This window comes from Kribbella sp. NPDC006257, from assembly GCF_040613535.1.
Taxonomy (GTDB): Bacteria; Actinomycetota; Actinomycetes; order Propionibacteriales; family Kribbellaceae; genus Kribbella.
This window is the reverse complement of the sequence record NZ_JBEXSJ010000020.1, coordinates 17,049-32,476: the sequence shown is the minus strand read 5'-3', so window position 1 is coordinate 32,476 and position 15,428 is coordinate 17,049. Positions and strand designations below refer to the sequence as shown.

General features: G+C 67.7%; 15 protein-coding genes. 8 read left to right on the top strand and 7 right to left on the bottom strand.

Going from position 1 to position 15,428, the window contains the following annotated elements:
• Positions 1-66: 66 nt before the first annotated feature.
• Positions 67-2,490 carry an aminopeptidase N gene (pepN, locus tag ABZ004_RS23625; protein WP_355682778.1) on the bottom strand — a complete coding sequence of 808 codons (2,424 nt, stop codon included), beginning with the start codon at positions 2,488-2,490 and terminating at the stop codon, positions 67-69.
• 10 nt (positions 2,491-2,500) lie between these two features.
• Entirely contained in the window at positions 2,501-3,433 is a 933-nt protein-coding gene (locus ABZ004_RS23620; RefSeq protein WP_355682776.1) for a YafY family protein, read from the bottom strand.
• Positions 3,434-3,495: 62 nt separating this feature from the next.
• Between ABZ004_RS23620 and ABZ004_RS23615 the strand changes: the two genes are divergently transcribed.
• Genes ABZ004_RS23615 through ABZ004_RS23600 form a run of 4 tightly spaced genes read left to right on the top strand, consistent with a single transcriptional unit; the run spans position 3,496 to position 6,674 of the window.
• On the top strand, positions 3,496-4,479 hold the full coding sequence (locus ABZ004_RS23615; protein ID WP_355682774.1) for an ATP-binding cassette domain-containing protein: 984 nt from the start codon (positions 3,496-3,498) through the stop codon (positions 4,477-4,479).
• Positions 4,476-5,261: an ABC-2 family transporter protein gene (locus ABZ004_RS23610; RefSeq protein ID WP_355682773.1), complete on the top strand. Its 786-nt coding sequence runs from the start codon at positions 4,476-4,478 to the stop codon at positions 5,259-5,261. Before ABZ004_RS23615 ends, ABZ004_RS23610 begins: the two co-directional genes overlap by 4 nt.
• Entirely contained in the window at positions 5,258-6,034 is a 777-nt protein-coding gene (locus ABZ004_RS23605; protein ID WP_355682771.1) for an ABC-2 family transporter protein, read from the top strand. The genes ABZ004_RS23610 and ABZ004_RS23605 overlap by 4 nt, the downstream gene beginning before the upstream one ends.
• A gap of 22 nt (positions 6,035-6,056) precedes the next feature.
• A complete protein-coding gene (locus ABZ004_RS23600; protein ID WP_355682769.1) occupies positions 6,057-6,674 on the top strand; it encodes a hypothetical protein in 618 nt (205 codons plus the stop codon).
• Here ABZ004_RS23600 and ABZ004_RS23595 read toward each other — a convergent pair.
• From ABZ004_RS23595 to ABZ004_RS23575, 5 genes are all read right to left on the bottom strand, one after another.
• Entirely contained in the window at positions 6,671-7,696 is a 1,026-nt protein-coding gene (locus ABZ004_RS23595; RefSeq protein WP_355682767.1) for a S66 peptidase family protein, read from the bottom strand. The two genes, ABZ004_RS23600 and ABZ004_RS23595, sit on opposite strands and share 4 nt — an antisense overlap.
• A gap of 69 nt (positions 7,697-7,765) precedes the next feature.
• Positions 7,766-8,662, bottom strand: coding sequence for an aldehyde dehydrogenase family protein (locus tag ABZ004_RS23590; RefSeq protein WP_355682766.1), 897 nt, complete (start codon positions 8,660-8,662; stop codon positions 7,766-7,768).
• Entirely contained in the window at positions 8,634-10,070 is a 1,437-nt protein-coding gene (locus ABZ004_RS23585) for an aldehyde dehydrogenase family protein (protein ID WP_355682765.1), read from the bottom strand. The genes ABZ004_RS23590 and ABZ004_RS23585 overlap by 29 nt, the downstream gene beginning before the upstream one ends.
• A 3-nt stretch (positions 10,071-10,073) precedes the next feature.
• Positions 10,074-11,030, bottom strand: coding sequence for a deoxyribose-phosphate aldolase (gene deoC, locus ABZ004_RS23580; RefSeq protein ID WP_355682764.1), 957 nt, complete (start codon positions 11,028-11,030; stop codon positions 10,074-10,076).
• 10 nt (positions 11,031-11,040) lie between these two features.
• Positions 11,041-11,673: a TetR family transcriptional regulator gene (locus ABZ004_RS23575; protein WP_355682762.1), complete on the bottom strand. Its 633-nt coding sequence runs from the start codon at positions 11,671-11,673 to the stop codon at positions 11,041-11,043.
• A 76-nt stretch (positions 11,674-11,749) separates the two neighbouring features.
• Between ABZ004_RS23575 and ABZ004_RS23570 the strand changes: the two genes are divergently transcribed.
• From ABZ004_RS23570 to ABZ004_RS23555, 4 genes are all read left to right on the top strand, one after another.
• Complete coding sequence (locus ABZ004_RS23570) at positions 11,750-12,859, top strand: NAD(P)/FAD-dependent oxidoreductase (RefSeq protein WP_355682760.1); 1,110 nt, start codon at positions 11,750-11,752, stop codon at positions 12,857-12,859.
• 30 nt (positions 12,860-12,889) lie between these two features.
• The gene (locus ABZ004_RS23565; protein WP_355682759.1) at positions 12,890-13,450 is read left to right on the top strand and encodes a PH domain-containing protein; all 561 of its coding nucleotides are present in this window, start codon (positions 12,890-12,892) and stop codon (positions 13,448-13,450) included.
• Positions 13,451-13,524: 74 nt separating this feature from the next.
• Positions 13,525-14,313: an alpha/beta hydrolase-fold protein gene (locus ABZ004_RS23560; RefSeq protein ID WP_355682757.1), complete on the top strand. Its 789-nt coding sequence runs from the start codon at positions 13,525-13,527 to the stop codon at positions 14,311-14,313.
• Between the two features lie 111 nt (positions 14,314-14,424).
• Positions 14,425-15,354: a neutral zinc metallopeptidase gene (locus tag ABZ004_RS23555; protein WP_355682755.1), complete on the top strand. Its 930-nt coding sequence runs from the start codon at positions 14,425-14,427 to the stop codon at positions 15,352-15,354.
• The last annotated feature ends 74 nt before the right edge of the window (positions 15,355-15,428 follow it).

Sequence of the window (15,428 nt, the reverse complement as noted above, 5' to 3'; positions counted from 1 at the left end):
GGGGCGGATGACAGTCCCCGAAGAGCCTAAGTGCGCGGGATAGGCCTCGCCTGTCGAATCAGCGAGTCAGCCGAAGGCACGCCGTACGGTCAAGGCCCGGCGCAGGTCATCGGTCGCGTCGGCGACGGTACGACGGATGCTCGGGGCAACGTTCTCGTCCGCGATCAGCTGCTCGGCCAGCTCGACGGTCCTCTCGTCGACGGCGAACTTCGGGAAGGCCCGTCCGGTCGCCAGCGCCACGGCCATCCCGAACCGCAGCTCCGCGGTCGCGGCGATCTCGGCGAAGAACCGCTCGACGTATGGCGCCGTGAGCTCGGCCTGCTCGGGATGCCAGAAGCCGTCGGCGGTGGCGTAGAGGTCGTTCACGCCCACCTCGGCCTTGGTCATCAGCAAGGCCCAGGCCGCCTCTTTCCCAGTCGGGAGTGCGGCCCGGCATTTCGCGGCCTGCGCGGCACCCTCGGTCGAGTTGTCCTGGGCGAGTTCGGCCGCGATCTCCGCTTCGCCGAAGACGTTCAGCTGGACGAGCCGTAGTACGAGGGACCAGCGCAGGTCGCTGTCGAGCTGGAGACCTGCCGGTACTTCGTCGCCGGCGAGCCAGCGCTGCAGCAGCTTGGCGTCCTGGGTGGTGTCGATCAGGCCGCGAACGATGGCCAGCTGGCGGCTGCTGCCGGGCTCGGCGTCGGTGGCCGCGAGCGTTGCGGCGAGACGGCCGGCGTACGGCTGGTAAGGGAGGGCGATGCCGAGCAGGCGGGCCCTCGCCCATTGCAGCAGCGAACCGAGCGCGATATCGGTGTCCTCGTGCGGGATCGCGGTCAGCAGGATCTCGAAGACCTGGCGCGGATCGAGTTCGGCGTCGGCGACCGCGTCGCGCAGGCTGTTCCAGATCACGGCGCGCGTCGTACCGTCCTCGATCTTCGGCAGCACGGTCGCAAGGTTGGCAAGACTCGTCTCGTCCAGGCGCAGCTTGGCCCAGGTGTCGTCCTTGGCATCCGGTACGACGACGAGTCCCGGCTCCAGCGCGATCTCGACCGACTCCCGGTCGAGCAGCACGTCGGCGAACGTGGCGCGGCCCGAGGCGTCGTACGAGCCGACCGTCAGCCGGTGCGGGCGGTCGGCCGTCGACTCGCGATGGAGGACGATCCCGTTCTCGGTGCGCTCCGTGCGGAGGGTGTCGAGACCGGACGTGCGCAACCATCGGTCGGACCAGTCCTGCAGGTCGTCGGCGCCGGCCGCGATCAGGGTGTCGATGAACTCGCGCAGATCCGCGTTGCCGAACTCGTGCGCGTCGAGGTGCGCGTTGACACCGCGGAGGAAGACCTCGTCGCCCAGATAGGTGACCATCTGCTTGAGCAGCGCGGCGCCTTTGGCATAAGAGATTCCGTCGAAGTCGTCGAGCGACTCGCGTGCGTCCTTGACCGGGTCGGCGGCGACCGGGTGGGTCGAACCGCGCTGGTCCGCCTGCAGCCCCCACCACTTGCGGACGAAGGCGAAATCGGTCCAGTGCCCGACGTGGTCGGTGACGTTGGAGACCCGGTGGGCCATGTATTCCGCGAACGACTCGTTCAACCACAGATCGTTCCACCACTTCATCGTGACGGCGTCGCCGAACCACATGTGCGCCATCTCGTGCACGACGATCCTTGCCCGCGTACTGCGTTCCGCATCCGTCACCTGGGAGCGGAAGACCAGGCTGTCGGCGAACGTCACGCAGCCCGGGTTCTCCATCGCGCCGAGGTTGAAGTCCGGCACGAAGACCTGGTGGTACTCACCGAACGGGTAGCGGTACCCGAACAGCCGGTGGTACTCGTCGAACGCCTGCGCGGTCACCTTGAACAGGTCGTCCTGGTCGCGCTCGAGATACTCCTTGAGACTCTGCCGGCAGGCGAGGCTGAGCGGGATGCCGTCGTGCTCGCCGGTGATCTGGTGGTACGGCCCGGCCACCAGCGTCACGAAGTACGTCGACAGCGGTTTCGTCTCGGCGATCTCCCACTCACCCGGCGCGGTCTGCGTCGACGGCCCGTTGCCGAGCACGATCCAGTCCTCGGGACACCTCACTTTGAGCTGGTACGGCGCTTTGAGATCCGGCTGGTCGAAACAGGCGAAGTACCGCGGCGCGGACTCCAGCGAAGCCATCCCGTAGAGGTAGACCCGCCCGTCAGCTTCGTCAACCGTCCGCTGCAGCCCTTCCCCGTCCCGCGAATACTTCATCCGCGCTTCGACAACGAGTTCGTTCTCCTTCTGCAGCCCGTGCAACGGCAACCTGCCGTCGTCCAGGGCCGCCGCGTCGACCGACTTCCCGTTGAGCGTCACCTTCAGCAACTCGTCCGGCTTCACGTCGACGAACGTGCTCTCCGCGGTCGCGGAGAACCAGATCCTGCTGACCGCGAGGAAGGCCTCCTCACCAAGGGTCAGATCGAACTCCAACCCATATCCACGAACCTCAACCGCAGTACCCCGTTCCCGGGCTTCGTCAACAGTCAGAGCAGGCATACCCGCGACGCTACCCGGTGCCAGTTACGAGAATCCGGGTCGCGGCACGGCGTACCAGGGTTGCCAGTTCGGAAGGCGCGATCACCACGGCATCACCCGCCTGCGCCAGCACGGCTGCGCAGGCTTCGTCCGCGCTCTCGAGATCGACCTCGACGACAGACCAACCATCCGCGTCGGGCTGCGCCGGAGCGGTCGGGCGAAACCGTCGTACGGCGTTGTCGCGCACGCGCAGCACGATCGGATACGACGGCCTGCTGCCCTTGAAGTCTTCCTGCGACTCCGCCCAGTAGCGAGCCAGCTCGAAGTCGTCCGGCCGGGTGAAGGCCTCGCTGGTCAGTGCTGCCGAGGAGATCCGGGTCAGCCGATAGGTGCGCAGCGCGCCGTCCGGCCGGGCCGCGACCAGATACCAGGTCCTGTTCTTGACGACCAGGCCGAGCGGGGTGACGACGAACGGCTCGGCCGGGTCCCGGTAGGTGATCGCGAGCCGGCGTTCCGACCAGATCGCCTCGCGGCAGCGGTCCAGCCAGCGTGGCGTCTCCTGGCGGTCGTCCCAGCCCGCATGGTCGACGAGCAGCCGCTGCCGGGCGAACTCGGCATCGCGCCGGGCCGGTTCGGGCAGCGTCGCGATCAGCTTCGCAATCGCCTGGTCGCTCGACGCGTCGATGCCGAGGTCGGCCAGCACGTGCGCGGTCGCGCCGACGAAGACCGACATCGCCTCGGCCGGCGTGAGTCCGGTCAGCCTCGTCCGGTACTCCGGCAGCAGCGCCCAGCCGCCACCGCGTCCGCGCACCGAGTAGACCGGCACCCCGGCGAGGCTCAGCGCGTCGAGATCCCGCTGAACCGTGCGTGGCGACACCTCGAGATGCTGCGCGAGCTGGGCGACGGTCGACTGCCCGCGAGTCTGCAGGTGCAGCAACAGCCGGAGAAGCCGTTCGGCGCGCATGCTCCGACTATCTCAGACAAATAAGCCATCGGGTGGCGTCTTTTCTTCCTACGGTCGGCCCCATGGAGACACCAATCGAGGTCGACGACCTCTGCATGACGTATCGGGCCCCGATCCGAGGGACCGGCTGGAAGGCGACCCTGGGGTCGGTGTTCAACCGCCGGTACCGCGACGTGCCCGCAGTACGGGACATCTCGTTCGCTCTCAGCGGTGGTGAGGTCGTCGGGTTCATCGGACCCAACGGCGCCGGCAAGACGACGACGATGAAGATCCTCTCCGGGTTGTTGCACGCGACCTCCGGGCGCGTTCAGGTGCTGGGCTCCTCGCCGTGGCAGCGCCGGTCCGACTTCCTTCGCCGGATCGCCTTCCTGCGCGGGAGTCAGCCGGTGGGCGGATCCCAGGAGCTCACCGTGCTCGACACCTTGCAGTACCAGCAGTTGCTGTACGAGGTTCCACCGGCCGAGTACCGCCGGAACCTCGGCGAGCTCACCGAACTGCTCGACCTCGATGACCTGCTGCACCGTCAGCTGAGGGCACTGAGCCTCGGCGAGAAGATGCGGGCGGGTCTGGCCCTCGCACTGGTCTACCGGCCAGAAGTGATGTTCCTCGACGAGCCGACGCTGGGCCTGGACGTCACCGGCGCGACGGCGATGCGGCGCTTCGTTGCCTCGTACGCCGAACAGACCGGCGCGACCGTGCTGCTCACCAGTCACTACATGGCCGACGTGGCCTCGCTCTGCCCGCGGCTCGTGCTGATCGACAAGGGAAGGATCCAGTACGACGGCAAACTCGGCGAACTCGCGGCCAGGCTCTCGCCGTACAAGCTCGTTCGTCTCACCGCGCCGGCTGCCGATGAGCAACGACTCCGCCAGGCCGGTGAGCTCGTCGAGGCGTCGAACGGGACTTTCGTACTGCGCGTGCCACGCGACCAGGTTGCCCGGACCACCGCCCGGCTGCTCACCGAGTTGGACATCGCGGATCTGTCCGTGGAGGAGGCGCCCCTCGACGTCGTCATCGATCGCGCTTACCGGGAGGGCGTCGGATGACCGCACCGGCGTACCGGCTGCCGCGGCTGATCGCACGCCGGATCAGGATGGAGGTGCTCGAATGGTCGGGTACCTGGTGGTTCCTGCTGACCCTCGTCATCCAAGCTGTGCTCGGGCCGCTGATCGGCCTGTTCGTCTGGTCGGCCGTCTATCCGCACGACCCTTATGTGGCGAGGTACTACGTGGCGCTGCTGCTGGTCACCGTGATGACGGAGTCGTTCGAGCAACACACCTTCTCCCAGAAGATCTACGACGGCACGATCAGCCACGACCTGCTGCGTCCGCAGCCCGTCGTGGTCACCGTGATCGGTACCAACCTCGCCATCCGGATCTGGCTGACGGCGATGGGATTCCCGATCGCCCTGCTGATCGGCCTCGCCTTCGACATCTCCCTGAGCTGGACCGCGGTGCTGACGGCCCTTCCGGTCTTCGTGCTGAGCGCCGCCCTCACTTTCTGCTCGACCTTCGCCCTCTCGTTGGCCGCCTTCTGGACCGAGCGGGTGCATTCGATCGTGGGATTCGGCTGGACCCTCAACTCGCTGCTCGGTGGCACCGTCGCACCGCTGGCGTTCCTCCCGGAGCCCTGGCGGGAAATCGGAAAAGTCCTTCCGTACTACGGGATGCTCGGCCTGCCCGCAGATGTCGTCGCCGGCCGGGTCCACGGTCTGACCCCGGTGCTGACCGGACTTGCCTACCAGGCCGGCTGGATCGCCGTACTGATCACGGTCTCTGTTCTGCTGTGGCGGGCCGGGATTCGTCGCTACACGGTGGTGGGTGCATGAAGCTGCTGCGGCTCTTCGGTGCCGGATTGAGGATGTCCGTCCAAGGCACCCTGGCTTTCCGCCTCAACCTGCTCTTCGATATCGGCCTGGCGATCGTCGGGCTGGGCGCATCCCTTGCCACCGTGGTGATCGTGTTCACCCGGACTGATTCGCTGGTCGGCTGGTCCGAGGCGGACAGTTGCGTGCTGATCGGCACCTTCCAACTGCTCAGCAGCCTGAAGGGCGCCTTCATCGATCCGAACCTCTCCTGGTTCCCGGACGATGGCATCCGCAACGGCAGGCTCGACACCTACCTGCTGCAGCCGGCGCCGACGCTCTTCCTGGCCAGCTTGGCGAAGTCGACGCCGTTGGCTCTCGTCCAGTTCGTTCTCGGCAGTGCCGTCATCGCCGTCGGACTCGACCGGGTGCCGTCGCCGGTCGCAGTACTGGCCTGGCTGGTGACTCTCGCAGCTGGACTGGCGGTGACTTGGTCGATGGGAGTGCTGCTGGCCTGTCTCGCCTTCTGGGCACCTCGCCTGCAACTCGACATCTTCTACAGCTCGGCCTGGCAACTCGCCCGCTACCCGATGGACATCTATCGCCGCCCGCTGCGCGCAGTACTGACCTACTTCCTCCCGCTGGCCCTGATCGCCACCGTTCCGACGACCACCCTCCTCGACGGCCCACGCATCCTGGTCCTGGCACCGGTCGTTGCCGGAGCGGCGGTCAGTTGCCTCCTCGCCACCATTTGCTGGCGTCTCGGCCTTCGCCGCTATACCGGGGCAACGTCTTGACCAGCTCTCTTAGAGTAGTCATATGACTACTCACCGCAGTCTCAAGGTGTTGGCTCTGGGGTTGGCGTTCACGATCGGGGCGCTTCCAGCGGTGGCGGGACCGGTGGCGGTGAGCTACACGTGTCAGGCCGACACCAAGTTCGGGCACCAGCATTTCTCGCTGCGGCAGGGCGTTGGGGCGTCGGCGCCCGCGGTGGTGAAGCCGGGGGCGCTCTTCGAGATCGTCGTGAACGCGGACGCCGGGTCACTGCCGGGCGAGGTCAAGGGCTTCAAGGTCAAGGAGGTGCGCGATCTGTCGCTCCGGGTGCCGATCCCCACCAACTCGCGCTACGTCAGTGCGACCCTGAGCGGCGGCTCCGGCCTCGGCTCGGGCCCCTCGCTCGAGGCGACCAACGGCGTCGTCACGATCAAGGTCGCCGGCCCGATCCCAGGCGGCTCCGGCTATCAGTTGCCTTCTCTGACGGTCAAGCTGCGAGCAGGCCGCTCAGGCGCCATCGAGACGAGGCTCCAGGGCACCAGCTTCGACAACCCGGGTCTCAACCTCCGAGCCACCATCAAATGGAAGTTCGTCACCATCAAGTCCGCCGTCGCCTGCTACCCCGACCCCAACACCCCTCTCACCCACACCGACATCCGCTAGTAGGTGACGGTGATGCGGCGGTCTGTTGGGCTCAGTTGGGCGGGGCCGCCGTAGGGGAGGGTGAATTGGGGGTCGGTGTGGCCTAGGTCTAAGCCGGTGACGAAGAGGGCCGATGGGTTGTACTCCGCGAGGGCTTGGCGGGCGGCGGCGTACTGGGCTTCGGTGTAGGTCGTGCTTTCGGTGGGGGTGAGTTGGTTGTCCAGGGCCCAGGCCTTGGGGCGGCCCCAGAGGATGGCGTCGAAGCGTTGCAGGAGGCCGCGTTCGCCGAAGGTGCGGAGGATGCGGTAGACCTCGGTGGCCGACGGCATCTCCTCGCTGGTCTCGAAGAAGGCGATGCCGGAGTACTCCTCGACCGGGAGCATCCAGCGGTTCGCGGCCAGTTGCCAGGCGAGGATCTCCAGGCAGCCGCCCCAGAGGTTGCCGCTGACCGGCTGGTCGCCGTACCAGGTCCAGTCGGTGGCGGGGAACAGTTCGGGCTCCTCGGCACCGTAGCCCGGCGAGCCCCAGTCGATGTTGCGGTCGGTCCAGCCGGCAGCGGGGGTGAGCTCGAAGTCACCGGAGCTGAACAGGGCGGCGCGCAAGGAGCGCTCGCTGTCCGGGTGCATCGAGCCGCTGCGGCCGAACTCGACCATCACCGAGCCGCCGTGGTACGACCGGATCCCTTGTGAATAAAGGAAGTTGTGCAGGTTCGTGTTGTCGCTGTAGCCGAAGAACGGCTTCGGGTCGGCCCGGAACACGGCCGGGTCGAGATGCTTCAGCACGGTGAGCTGGTCCTCGCCGCCGATCGACGCGATCACCGCGCGGATCGACGGATCCGACCAGGCGGCGTGCAGATCCGCGGCCCGCTCCTCGGGAGTCGAGCCAAGCTTCCTGGTGGTCGGATACTCGACCGGTTCGAGTTCCCAACTGCGCAGACGCTCGAGGCCGAGCTCGTACGGCGCCGGGAAGATCTCCGGGAGACCGCCCGACGGGGAGACGATCGCGACCTTGTCACCAGGCTTCGGCTTCCGCGCGTTCAGCATGGCGTCACGATAGGCGAGCGGCGGCGCAACCGGCCATCCGGTTTCGCCGCCGCAGCAGAAGCAGAAGGGTCAGATCCCGATCGGGTGCCAGACCGTCTTCAGTTCCAGGTACTGCGTGAGTCGCGACAACCCCGGTGACTCGGTCCAGTCCTCGTCGGCCGGCCGGCGCACCCGCTTGAGGTTCTCCGCCGCAGCCGCCTCCAGCGCGGTCGCCTCCTCGTGGCTCTCGATGCCGGCGAGGTCGATCGCGTTCACGTCCAGGTGCGCCGCCAGCCACGGGCCGATCTCCGACGCGGAGCCGGTGAGGATGTTCACCACCCCACCCGGTACGTCGGACGTGGCCATCACCTCGCCCAGCGTCACCGCCGGCAGCGGGCGCTCGAAGGACGTCACCACGACCGCGGTGTTCCCGGACACGATCGCGGGCGCGATCACCGAAGTCAGGCCGAGCAGGCTGGAGTCCTGCGGGGCCAGCAGCGCGACCACACCAGTTGCCTCGGGCAACGAGAAGTCGAAGTACGGCCCGGCCACCGGGTTGCTCGAACCGACCACCTGGGCGAGCTTGTCGGCCCAGCCGGCGTACCAGACCCAGCGGTCGATCGAGGCGTCGACGACCGCGCGGGCCTTGCTGATCGAGAGTCCCTCGGAGGCGGCGACCTCGGAGCTGAACTGCTCGTGCCGGCCCTCCATCACCTCGGCGATCCGGTAGAGCACCTGGCCACGGTTGTACGCCGTCTTCGCCGACCAGCCGCCGAACGCCTTGCGGGCCGCGACGACCGCGTCCCGGGCGTCCTTGCGGGAGGCCTGCGACGCGTTCGCGAGGAACCTGCCCTTGGCGTTGGTCACGACGTACGAACGGCCGGATTCGCTGCGGGGGAAGGCGCCGCCGACGTACAGCTTGTAGGTCTTGCGCACATCCAGCCGGGCCGGATCGGACTTAGTGGGCAAGGTAGGCCTCCAGACCATGACGGCCACCCTCGCGGCCGTAGCCCGACTCCTTGTAGCCGCCGAACGGCGAGGTCGGGTCGAAGCGGTTGAACGTGTTGGCCCAGACGACGCCGGCCCGCAGCTGGTTCGCCATCCAGAGGATCCGCGAACCCTTGTCGGTCCAGACGCCCGCGGACAGCCCGAACGGCGTGTTGTTCGCCTTCTCGACGGCCTCCTGCGGAGTGCGGAAGGTGAGCACCGACAGCACCGGCCCGAAGATCTCCTCGCGGGCGATCCGGTGCGCCTGGGAGACGCCGGTGAAGACGGTCGGCGGGAACCAGAAACCCTGCGTGGGCAGCTCGCACTCGGGCGACCAGCGCTCGGAGCCCTCGTCCTCGCCGACCTGGGAGAGTTCGCGGATCCGGGCCAGCTGCTCGGCGGAGTTGATCGCGCCGATGTCGGTGTTCTTGTCCAGCGGGTCACCCACGCGCAGGGTGGACATCCGGCGCTTCAGGCGCGCCAGCACCTCGTCGTACACGCTCTCCTGGACCAGCAGCCGCGAACCGGCGCAGCAGACGTGGCCCTGGTTGAAGAAGATGCCGTTGACGATGCCCTCGATGGTCTGGTCGATCGGCGCGTCCTCGAAGACGATGTTCGCGGCCTTGCCACCGAGTTCCAGGGTGACCTTCTTCTCCGTGCCCGCGACCGACTTCGCGATCGAGCGGCCGACCGCGGTGGAGCCGGTGAAGGCGACCTTGTCGACGCCCTCGTGCTCGACGAGTGCCTGCCCGGTCCGCCCGGCGCCGGTGATGATGTTCACCACGCCCGGCGGCAGATCCGCCTGCTGGCAGATCTCCGCGAACGCGAGTGCTGTCAGCGGCGTCGTCTCAGCAGGCTTCAGTACGACGGTGTTGCCGGCCGCGAGCGCCGGAGCGATCTTCCAGGCCAGCATCATCAGCGGGAAGTTCCACGGGATCACCTGCGCCGCCACACCCAACGGCTGCGGATCGGCACCGGCACCGGCGTACTCGAGCTTGTCCGCCCAGCCGGCGTAGTAGAAGAAGTGTGCGGCGACCAGCGGCAGGTCGACGTCCCGCGACTCGCGGATCGGCTTGCCGTTGTCGAGCGACTCCAGCACGGCCAGCTCGCGCGAGCGCTCCTGGATCAGCCGGGCGATCCGGTACAGGTACTTCGCGCGGTCGCGACCCGGCATCGGGCCCCAGACCTTCTCGTACGCCCTCCGGGCCGCCTTGACGGCCTTGTCGACGTCGGCCGGGCCGGCTTCGCTGATCTCCGCGAGCACCTCCTCCGACGCGGGGCTGACCGTCTTGAACGGCTTGCCGTCGGTCGCCTCGGTGAAGACACCGTTGATGAACAACCCGTACGACGACTTGATGTCGACGATCGCGCGCGACTCCGGCGCGGGTGCGTACTCGAATCTGCTCATGCCTCAGTCCAGCGTGAAGTAGTCGGGGCCGGGGTAGTTCCCGGTGGCCAGCTTGGTGCGTTGCATCAGCAGGTCGTTCAGCAGGCTGGAGGCGCCGAAGCGGAACAGCTCCGGGTCCAGCCAGTCCGGTCCGGCCGTCTCGTTGACGGTGACCAGGTACTTGATCGCGTCCTTCGCCGTCCGGATCCCGCCGGCCGGCTTCACGCCGATGTGCAGCCCGGTCGCCTCGTGGTAGTCGCGGACCGCTTCCAGCATCACCAGGGTCACCGGAAGCGTCGCGGCCGGCGAGACCTTGCCGGTCGACGTCTTGATGAAGTCCGCGCCCGCGAGCATCGCCAGCCACGACGCACGCCGTACGTTGTCGTAGGTGACCAGCTCGCCGGTCTCCAGGATCACCTTCAGGTGCGCGTCACCGGCGGCCTCCCGGATCGCGGTGATCTCGTCGAAGACCAGCCCGTACCGGCCGGACAGGAACGCGCCCCGGTCGATCACCATGTCGACCTCGTCGGCGCCCGACGCGACCGCGTCCTTGGTGTCCTGGATCTTGATCGCGAGGCTGGAACGCCCACTGGGAAAGGCGGTGGCGACACTCGCGACGTTGATGCCGGTGCCTTTGAGCTCGTACTTCGCGGTCGCCACGAGATCCGGGTAGACACAGACCGCGGCCACCTGGGGTGCGGTCGGGTCGGCCGGGTCGGGCCGTTTCGCCTTCGCACACAGGGCGCGCACCTTGCCGGGGGTGTCCTGCCCCTCCAGCGTGGTGAGGTCGATCATCCGGATCGCCAGGTCGAGTGCGTAGGCCTTGGCGGTGGTCTTGATCGACCGGGTGCTCAGGGTGGCGGCCCGGGCTTCGGCGCCGACCTGGTCGACGCCCGGCAGGCCCAGCAGGAACCGGCGCAGCCGGTCCTCGGACGAGGTCACGTCGGCGAGACTGTCGACGCCAGTGTCGGTTGTGGTCACCCACCGCAGTCTACTGCGGTTTCCCGCCATCTTTCGTCGCGGCGGAAGAGCCTAGGTGAGCGACCAAGCGGGCGATCTGCGTCGCGTAGTTGGTGGCGAATGCGGGGTCGGTGGTGTTGAGCCCGAGGGCTTGAGCGATCTGCGGGAAGGTGACGGGAGCGGCCGAGAGGGCGAACAACGCAAGGCCCATGTACGCCGGGTCGAGATCGCCCGCCAGTTCGCCTTGTTCTTGGCGGGTCCGGAAATCGCTGAGCATCGCCTGGAAGCGGATCTGCTGGGACTCGCGGTCGGCCTCTGCTGCTTCCTGGTCGACGCCTTGGCGGATCAGGAGGCGGGCCAGGTCCGGTTCGGCGAGGGCGGCCCGGGCATACGCCGCTACCACCTCCGGCAGAGTGGTCGCACCCTCGGTGATGGATTCCTCGCCGCTGCGCCAGCGGTCGCTGACGGCTTGGTAGAGGCCGAGTTTGCCGCCGAAGTAGTACGAGATCAGCTGTTTGTTGACGCCGGCCCGGGTCGCGATCTCGCTCACCCGCGCGCCGCCGAAGCCGTGCGCGGCGAACTCGATCACCGCCGCGTCGAGCAGTTGCTGCTTGCTGCGCTCCGCGTCGCGCTGACGCTCGGCCGGCCCTGGCGATCTGTGCATGCGATCACTCTAGCGAATTTGTCAATCATCGTGCTAACTTAATCATCCAAATGGATGACTAAGGGGTGAGTGGATCATGCAGGTAGCGATCATCGGGGCCGGGATCGGTGGGCTGGCGCTGGCGCACGGGCTGCGGCAGGCAGGGGTCGGGGTGCGGCTCTTCGAGCGCGACCCGTCCGCGCGGTTCCGTAAGCAGGGGTACCGGATCCACATCAGTCCGGTGGGGGAATCGGCGCTCGCCGCGGTGTTGCCGGCCGAGGTGCGGCGCCGGGTGATCGAGACCGCGACGCATCCCGGCGACCTGGTCGCCGGGTTCGACAGCTCGCTGACGAAGACCTTCGAGCAGCTCTACCCAGGCGCCGGCCCGGCGACGGTCAGCGCGATCGACCGCTACGCGTTCCGCCGGGCGCTGATCACCGGCCTCGACGACGTGCTCGTCTTCGGCAAACAGTTCACGTCGTACGCCGAGAAGGCGGGCCGGGTCGAGATCCACTTCGACGACGGCAGCACCGAGACAGCCGACGTACTGGTTGGTGCCGACGGGGTCAGGTCGCGGGTCCGGGCGCAGCTCGTGCCCGACTTCGAGGTGATCGACAGCGGAATCCGCTGCCTCTACGGCAAGATCCCGCTGACTCCTGGGCTGCAGGTCCCTCCTGACTTCCTCCGCGGCTTCTGCTTCATCGCAGGCGGCGACGGCCCAGGAGCAGCCTTCGCCCCAGTGCTGTTCCGCACACCGCCCGAGGAATACGGCGACTACCTGATGGCAGTCATGACCGGCACCCAAGACCAACTAGGCCACCCGGACGAAGAACTGCTTGCCATGTCGGCCGAGGACCTCTGGAAGGTAGTCGCCCATAACGTCACCGACTGGCACCCGACCATCACCGACCTGATCAACGCGGCCGACCCCACCGCCGCCTTCCCGATCACCCTACGAACCTGCATCCAGGTGGCGTCCTGGGAGACCGGCCGAGTCACCCTCCTCGGCGACGCCGTCCATCCGATGCTTCCGTCCGCCGGTGCGGGCGCCAACACGGCCCTCTGGGACGCGGCCCGCCTGACCGAGGCGCTCGCCGGCGACTCGCTCCCGCAGTACGAAACCGAAATGCGCACCCACGCCCTGGCCGCGGTCAACGAATCCCTCCACAACGCCCAGCGGCTCTTCGGTCTCGACCTGACCACTTGACGTTGTTCCCGCGCGAGTTACCTTGTCCCGGTGAAGGCCAAGGAGCGTGAGCAGGAGCAGTATCTGTCGACGTCCAATCGGATCACCGGAGTGGTGGTCATGGTGATCGGGGTCCTCGGGCTGCTCGACATCGTGCTGGAGTGGCGGACCGCGGGTGGGTTGATGGTCGCGGGAGTGATCGGGATCCTGATGGTGCTCGCGTACGCCGGGCTGGTGCGCCCGTCGGTCAACCTGCGCCCGGACGGCCTGCTGATCCGCAATCACCTGCGCGACCACCGGATCCCGTGGAACAAGGTCACCGACGTCGACGTGACCGACATCCTCCGGGTGCACACCGAACGCGGCAAGATCCGCTGCCCCGGCGTTCAGCTGGTGATGCGCGACATGCGCAAACAACGCGTCGGCGGCCGCAAGCTCCGCGACGACAGCTCGATCTCCCGCGCCGACTTCGTGGTGGCCCGGATCGAGAGCCACCAGGAGCAGTACGGGCCCACCGCCGAAGGTGAAGTCGTCACCACCTGGGCCTATCCCGAACTCTCGATCATCGCCGTCTTCGCCTTGGTAGCCGTCATCGGCGGGCTGTTCCGCTGACCTCCCGTCGCACCTTCCTGATCACGGCAGCCGTCGGCGCGGTCGCGGGAGCAGCGGGTCTGGTCGAGACCGGCGTGATCCCCGGCCGCGCGCGGGTGCACGGCGTACTCGGTCTGACCGGCGACGACGGTGTCGTCCCCGACGTCGAGCCCGGCCCGGTCGTCTCCGGTACCTTCGCGTCGGCAGCACGCCGTACGACGGTCGGCTGGTCGGTCATCTATCCACCGGGCTCGCCGGCCGCCCGGTTGCCGGTCGTGCTCGTCCTGCACGGCCGAGGAGGTGACCACACCTCGGCGATCAACGACCTCGGCATCGACCGCTACCTCGCCGCCGCGGTGTCCGCCGGCACCCGACCGTTCGCACTCGCCACCGTCGACGGCGGACCTGACAACTACTGGCACCGCCGCGCGACCGGAGACGATCCGCACCGCATGCTGACCGAGGAATTCCTTCCCCTGTTGACGAAACGCGGCCTCAAGACAAGCCGGTACGGCGTGCTCGGCTGGTCCATGGGCGGGTACGGCGGCCTCCTGCTCGCCGCTGACGTCAAAGCACCCCAGGTAGCCGCGGTCGCAGCGATGAGCCCGGCCCTCTGGCATCACGTCGACGACACCACACCCGGTTCGTACGACGGTGCCGACGACTTCGCGGCGCATCAGCTCTTCGGCCGGGCGGCCGACCTGAAAGACATCGCGGTGCGTATCGACTGCGGTCGTGACGATCCGTTCGCCGGTGCGACCCGGGACCTGCGTTCCGAAGTACCGGCTGAGGGTGGATTGGAAGCAGGGATCCATACCGCCGGGTATTGGCGGCGCATGCTGCCGGAGCAGCTCGGATTCCTCGGCGGCAAACTTCCGAACTGAGGGGAACTTGGGTGTGAAGAACTGCGTCCGAGACCCTGTCCGTCGCCGGTGAACCTTTCGGTGATCCAAGATGGGGCCCGTAAGTCCCCCAAGTACTCGAGAGTGGAGCGTATGTACAACCTCTCCAGCAAGAAGCTGCGCGGGCTGGTAGGCGTGCTTGCCATGGCCGGTTGCGCGGCCCTTGCCGTCCCGAACGCGCAGGCCGCCCCGGCTGCCGCGACCGAGCAGCCCATCCCCGGTCAGGGGCAGGTCGTCCTGCCGCCGCTGGCGACGCGCAGCATCGAAGCCACGGCGTCCGGCTGGAACGCGACCAACTCGCGCGCCGCCGTCGTCAACAACAAGCTCTACAAGACGCCGTACATCCCGGCGTCCGGCTGCAAGCGGCCGAACGTCCTGCTGAACACCGAGTACCGGGTGCGGTACTTCGAGCAGGAACTCGTCCGCTGCCTGTACGCCGCCTGGAAGCCGATCCTCTGGCGTTCCGGCGGTCGCTGGGACGTCAAGCCGGCCCTGGTCGTGCACGGCTACACGACGGTCAACTCCAAGTGTGGCTCGGTCACGAACAACTCGTTCTACTGCTCCTACGGGAACGGCACGATCTACATCCCGTGGCGCCAGATCGTCAACTACTACGCGCAGAACCCGACGTTCGCCGTTGCGTACGCGACCAACACGATCGCGCACGAGTACGGGCACCACGTGCAGTCGATGTCGAGCATCCTGACCGCGTCGTGGTGGCGGCAGCAGCACATGACCGGTGACGCGGCGCTGGCCGAGAGCCGTCGCCGGGAGCTGCAGGCGTCCTGCCTCGGCTCGGCGTACATCGGCGCGAACAAGAAGGCCTACCCGATGTCGGGCGGTCTGTACGACCAGTGGCGGTACGTCGTGTCGCACTCCGGCGACATGCCGGGCTACCCGCGCGACCACGGCTCGTGGACCAACCACAACTTCTGGTCGATGGCCGGCTTCAACGGTGACGGCCACGGCCAGCACGCCGGCAGCTGCCAGACCTGGGCCGCACCGGCGACCCGGATCTCCTGATCCGACCGGAAGGTGAACTTGCCCACCCGCTCGTTTTCCTTCCCTTGTCGTTGGTCGTTGATGCAGTTCGGTAA

What these genes read in the sequence shown, in the direction of transcription:
- pepN (WP_355682778.1), bottom strand. Translation starts at nt 2,490, where the DNA reads ATGCCTGCTCTGACTGTTGACGAAGCCCGGGAACGGGGTACTGCGGTT.
- ABZ004_RS23620 (WP_355682776.1), bottom strand. Translation starts at nt 3,433, where the DNA reads ATGCGCGCCGAACGGCTTCTCCGGCTGTTGCTGCACCTGCAGACTCGC.
- ABZ004_RS23615 (WP_355682774.1), top strand. Translation starts at nt 3,496, where the DNA reads ATGGAGACACCAATCGAGGTCGACGACCTCTGCATGACGTATCGGGCC.
- ABZ004_RS23610 (WP_355682773.1), top strand. Translation starts at nt 4,476, where the DNA reads ATGACCGCACCGGCGTACCGGCTGCCGCGGCTGATCGCACGCCGGATC.
- ABZ004_RS23605 (WP_355682771.1), top strand. Translation starts at nt 5,258, where the DNA reads ATGAAGCTGCTGCGGCTCTTCGGTGCCGGATTGAGGATGTCCGTCCAA.
- ABZ004_RS23600 (WP_355682769.1), top strand. Translation starts at nt 6,057, where the DNA reads ATGACTACTCACCGCAGTCTCAAGGTGTTGGCTCTGGGGTTGGCGTTC.
- ABZ004_RS23595 (WP_355682767.1), bottom strand. Translation starts at nt 7,696, where the DNA reads ATGCTGAACGCGCGGAAGCCGAAGCCTGGTGACAAGGTCGCGATCGTC.
- ABZ004_RS23590 (WP_355682766.1), bottom strand. Translation starts at nt 8,662, where the DNA reads ATGGTCTGGAGGCCTACCTTGCCCACTAAGTCCGATCCGGCCCGGCTG.
- ABZ004_RS23585 (WP_355682765.1), bottom strand. Translation starts at nt 10,070, where the DNA reads ATGAGCAGATTCGAGTACGCACCCGCGCCGGAGTCGCGCGCGATCGTC.
- ABZ004_RS23575 (WP_355682762.1), bottom strand. Translation starts at nt 11,673, where the DNA reads ATGCACAGATCGCCAGGGCCGGCCGAGCGTCAGCGCGACGCGGAGCGC.
- ABZ004_RS23570 (WP_355682760.1), top strand. Translation starts at nt 11,750, where the DNA reads ATGCAGGTAGCGATCATCGGGGCCGGGATCGGTGGGCTGGCGCTGGCG.
- ABZ004_RS23555 (WP_355682755.1), top strand. Translation starts at nt 14,425, where the DNA reads ATGTACAACCTCTCCAGCAAGAAGCTGCGCGGGCTGGTAGGCGTGCTT.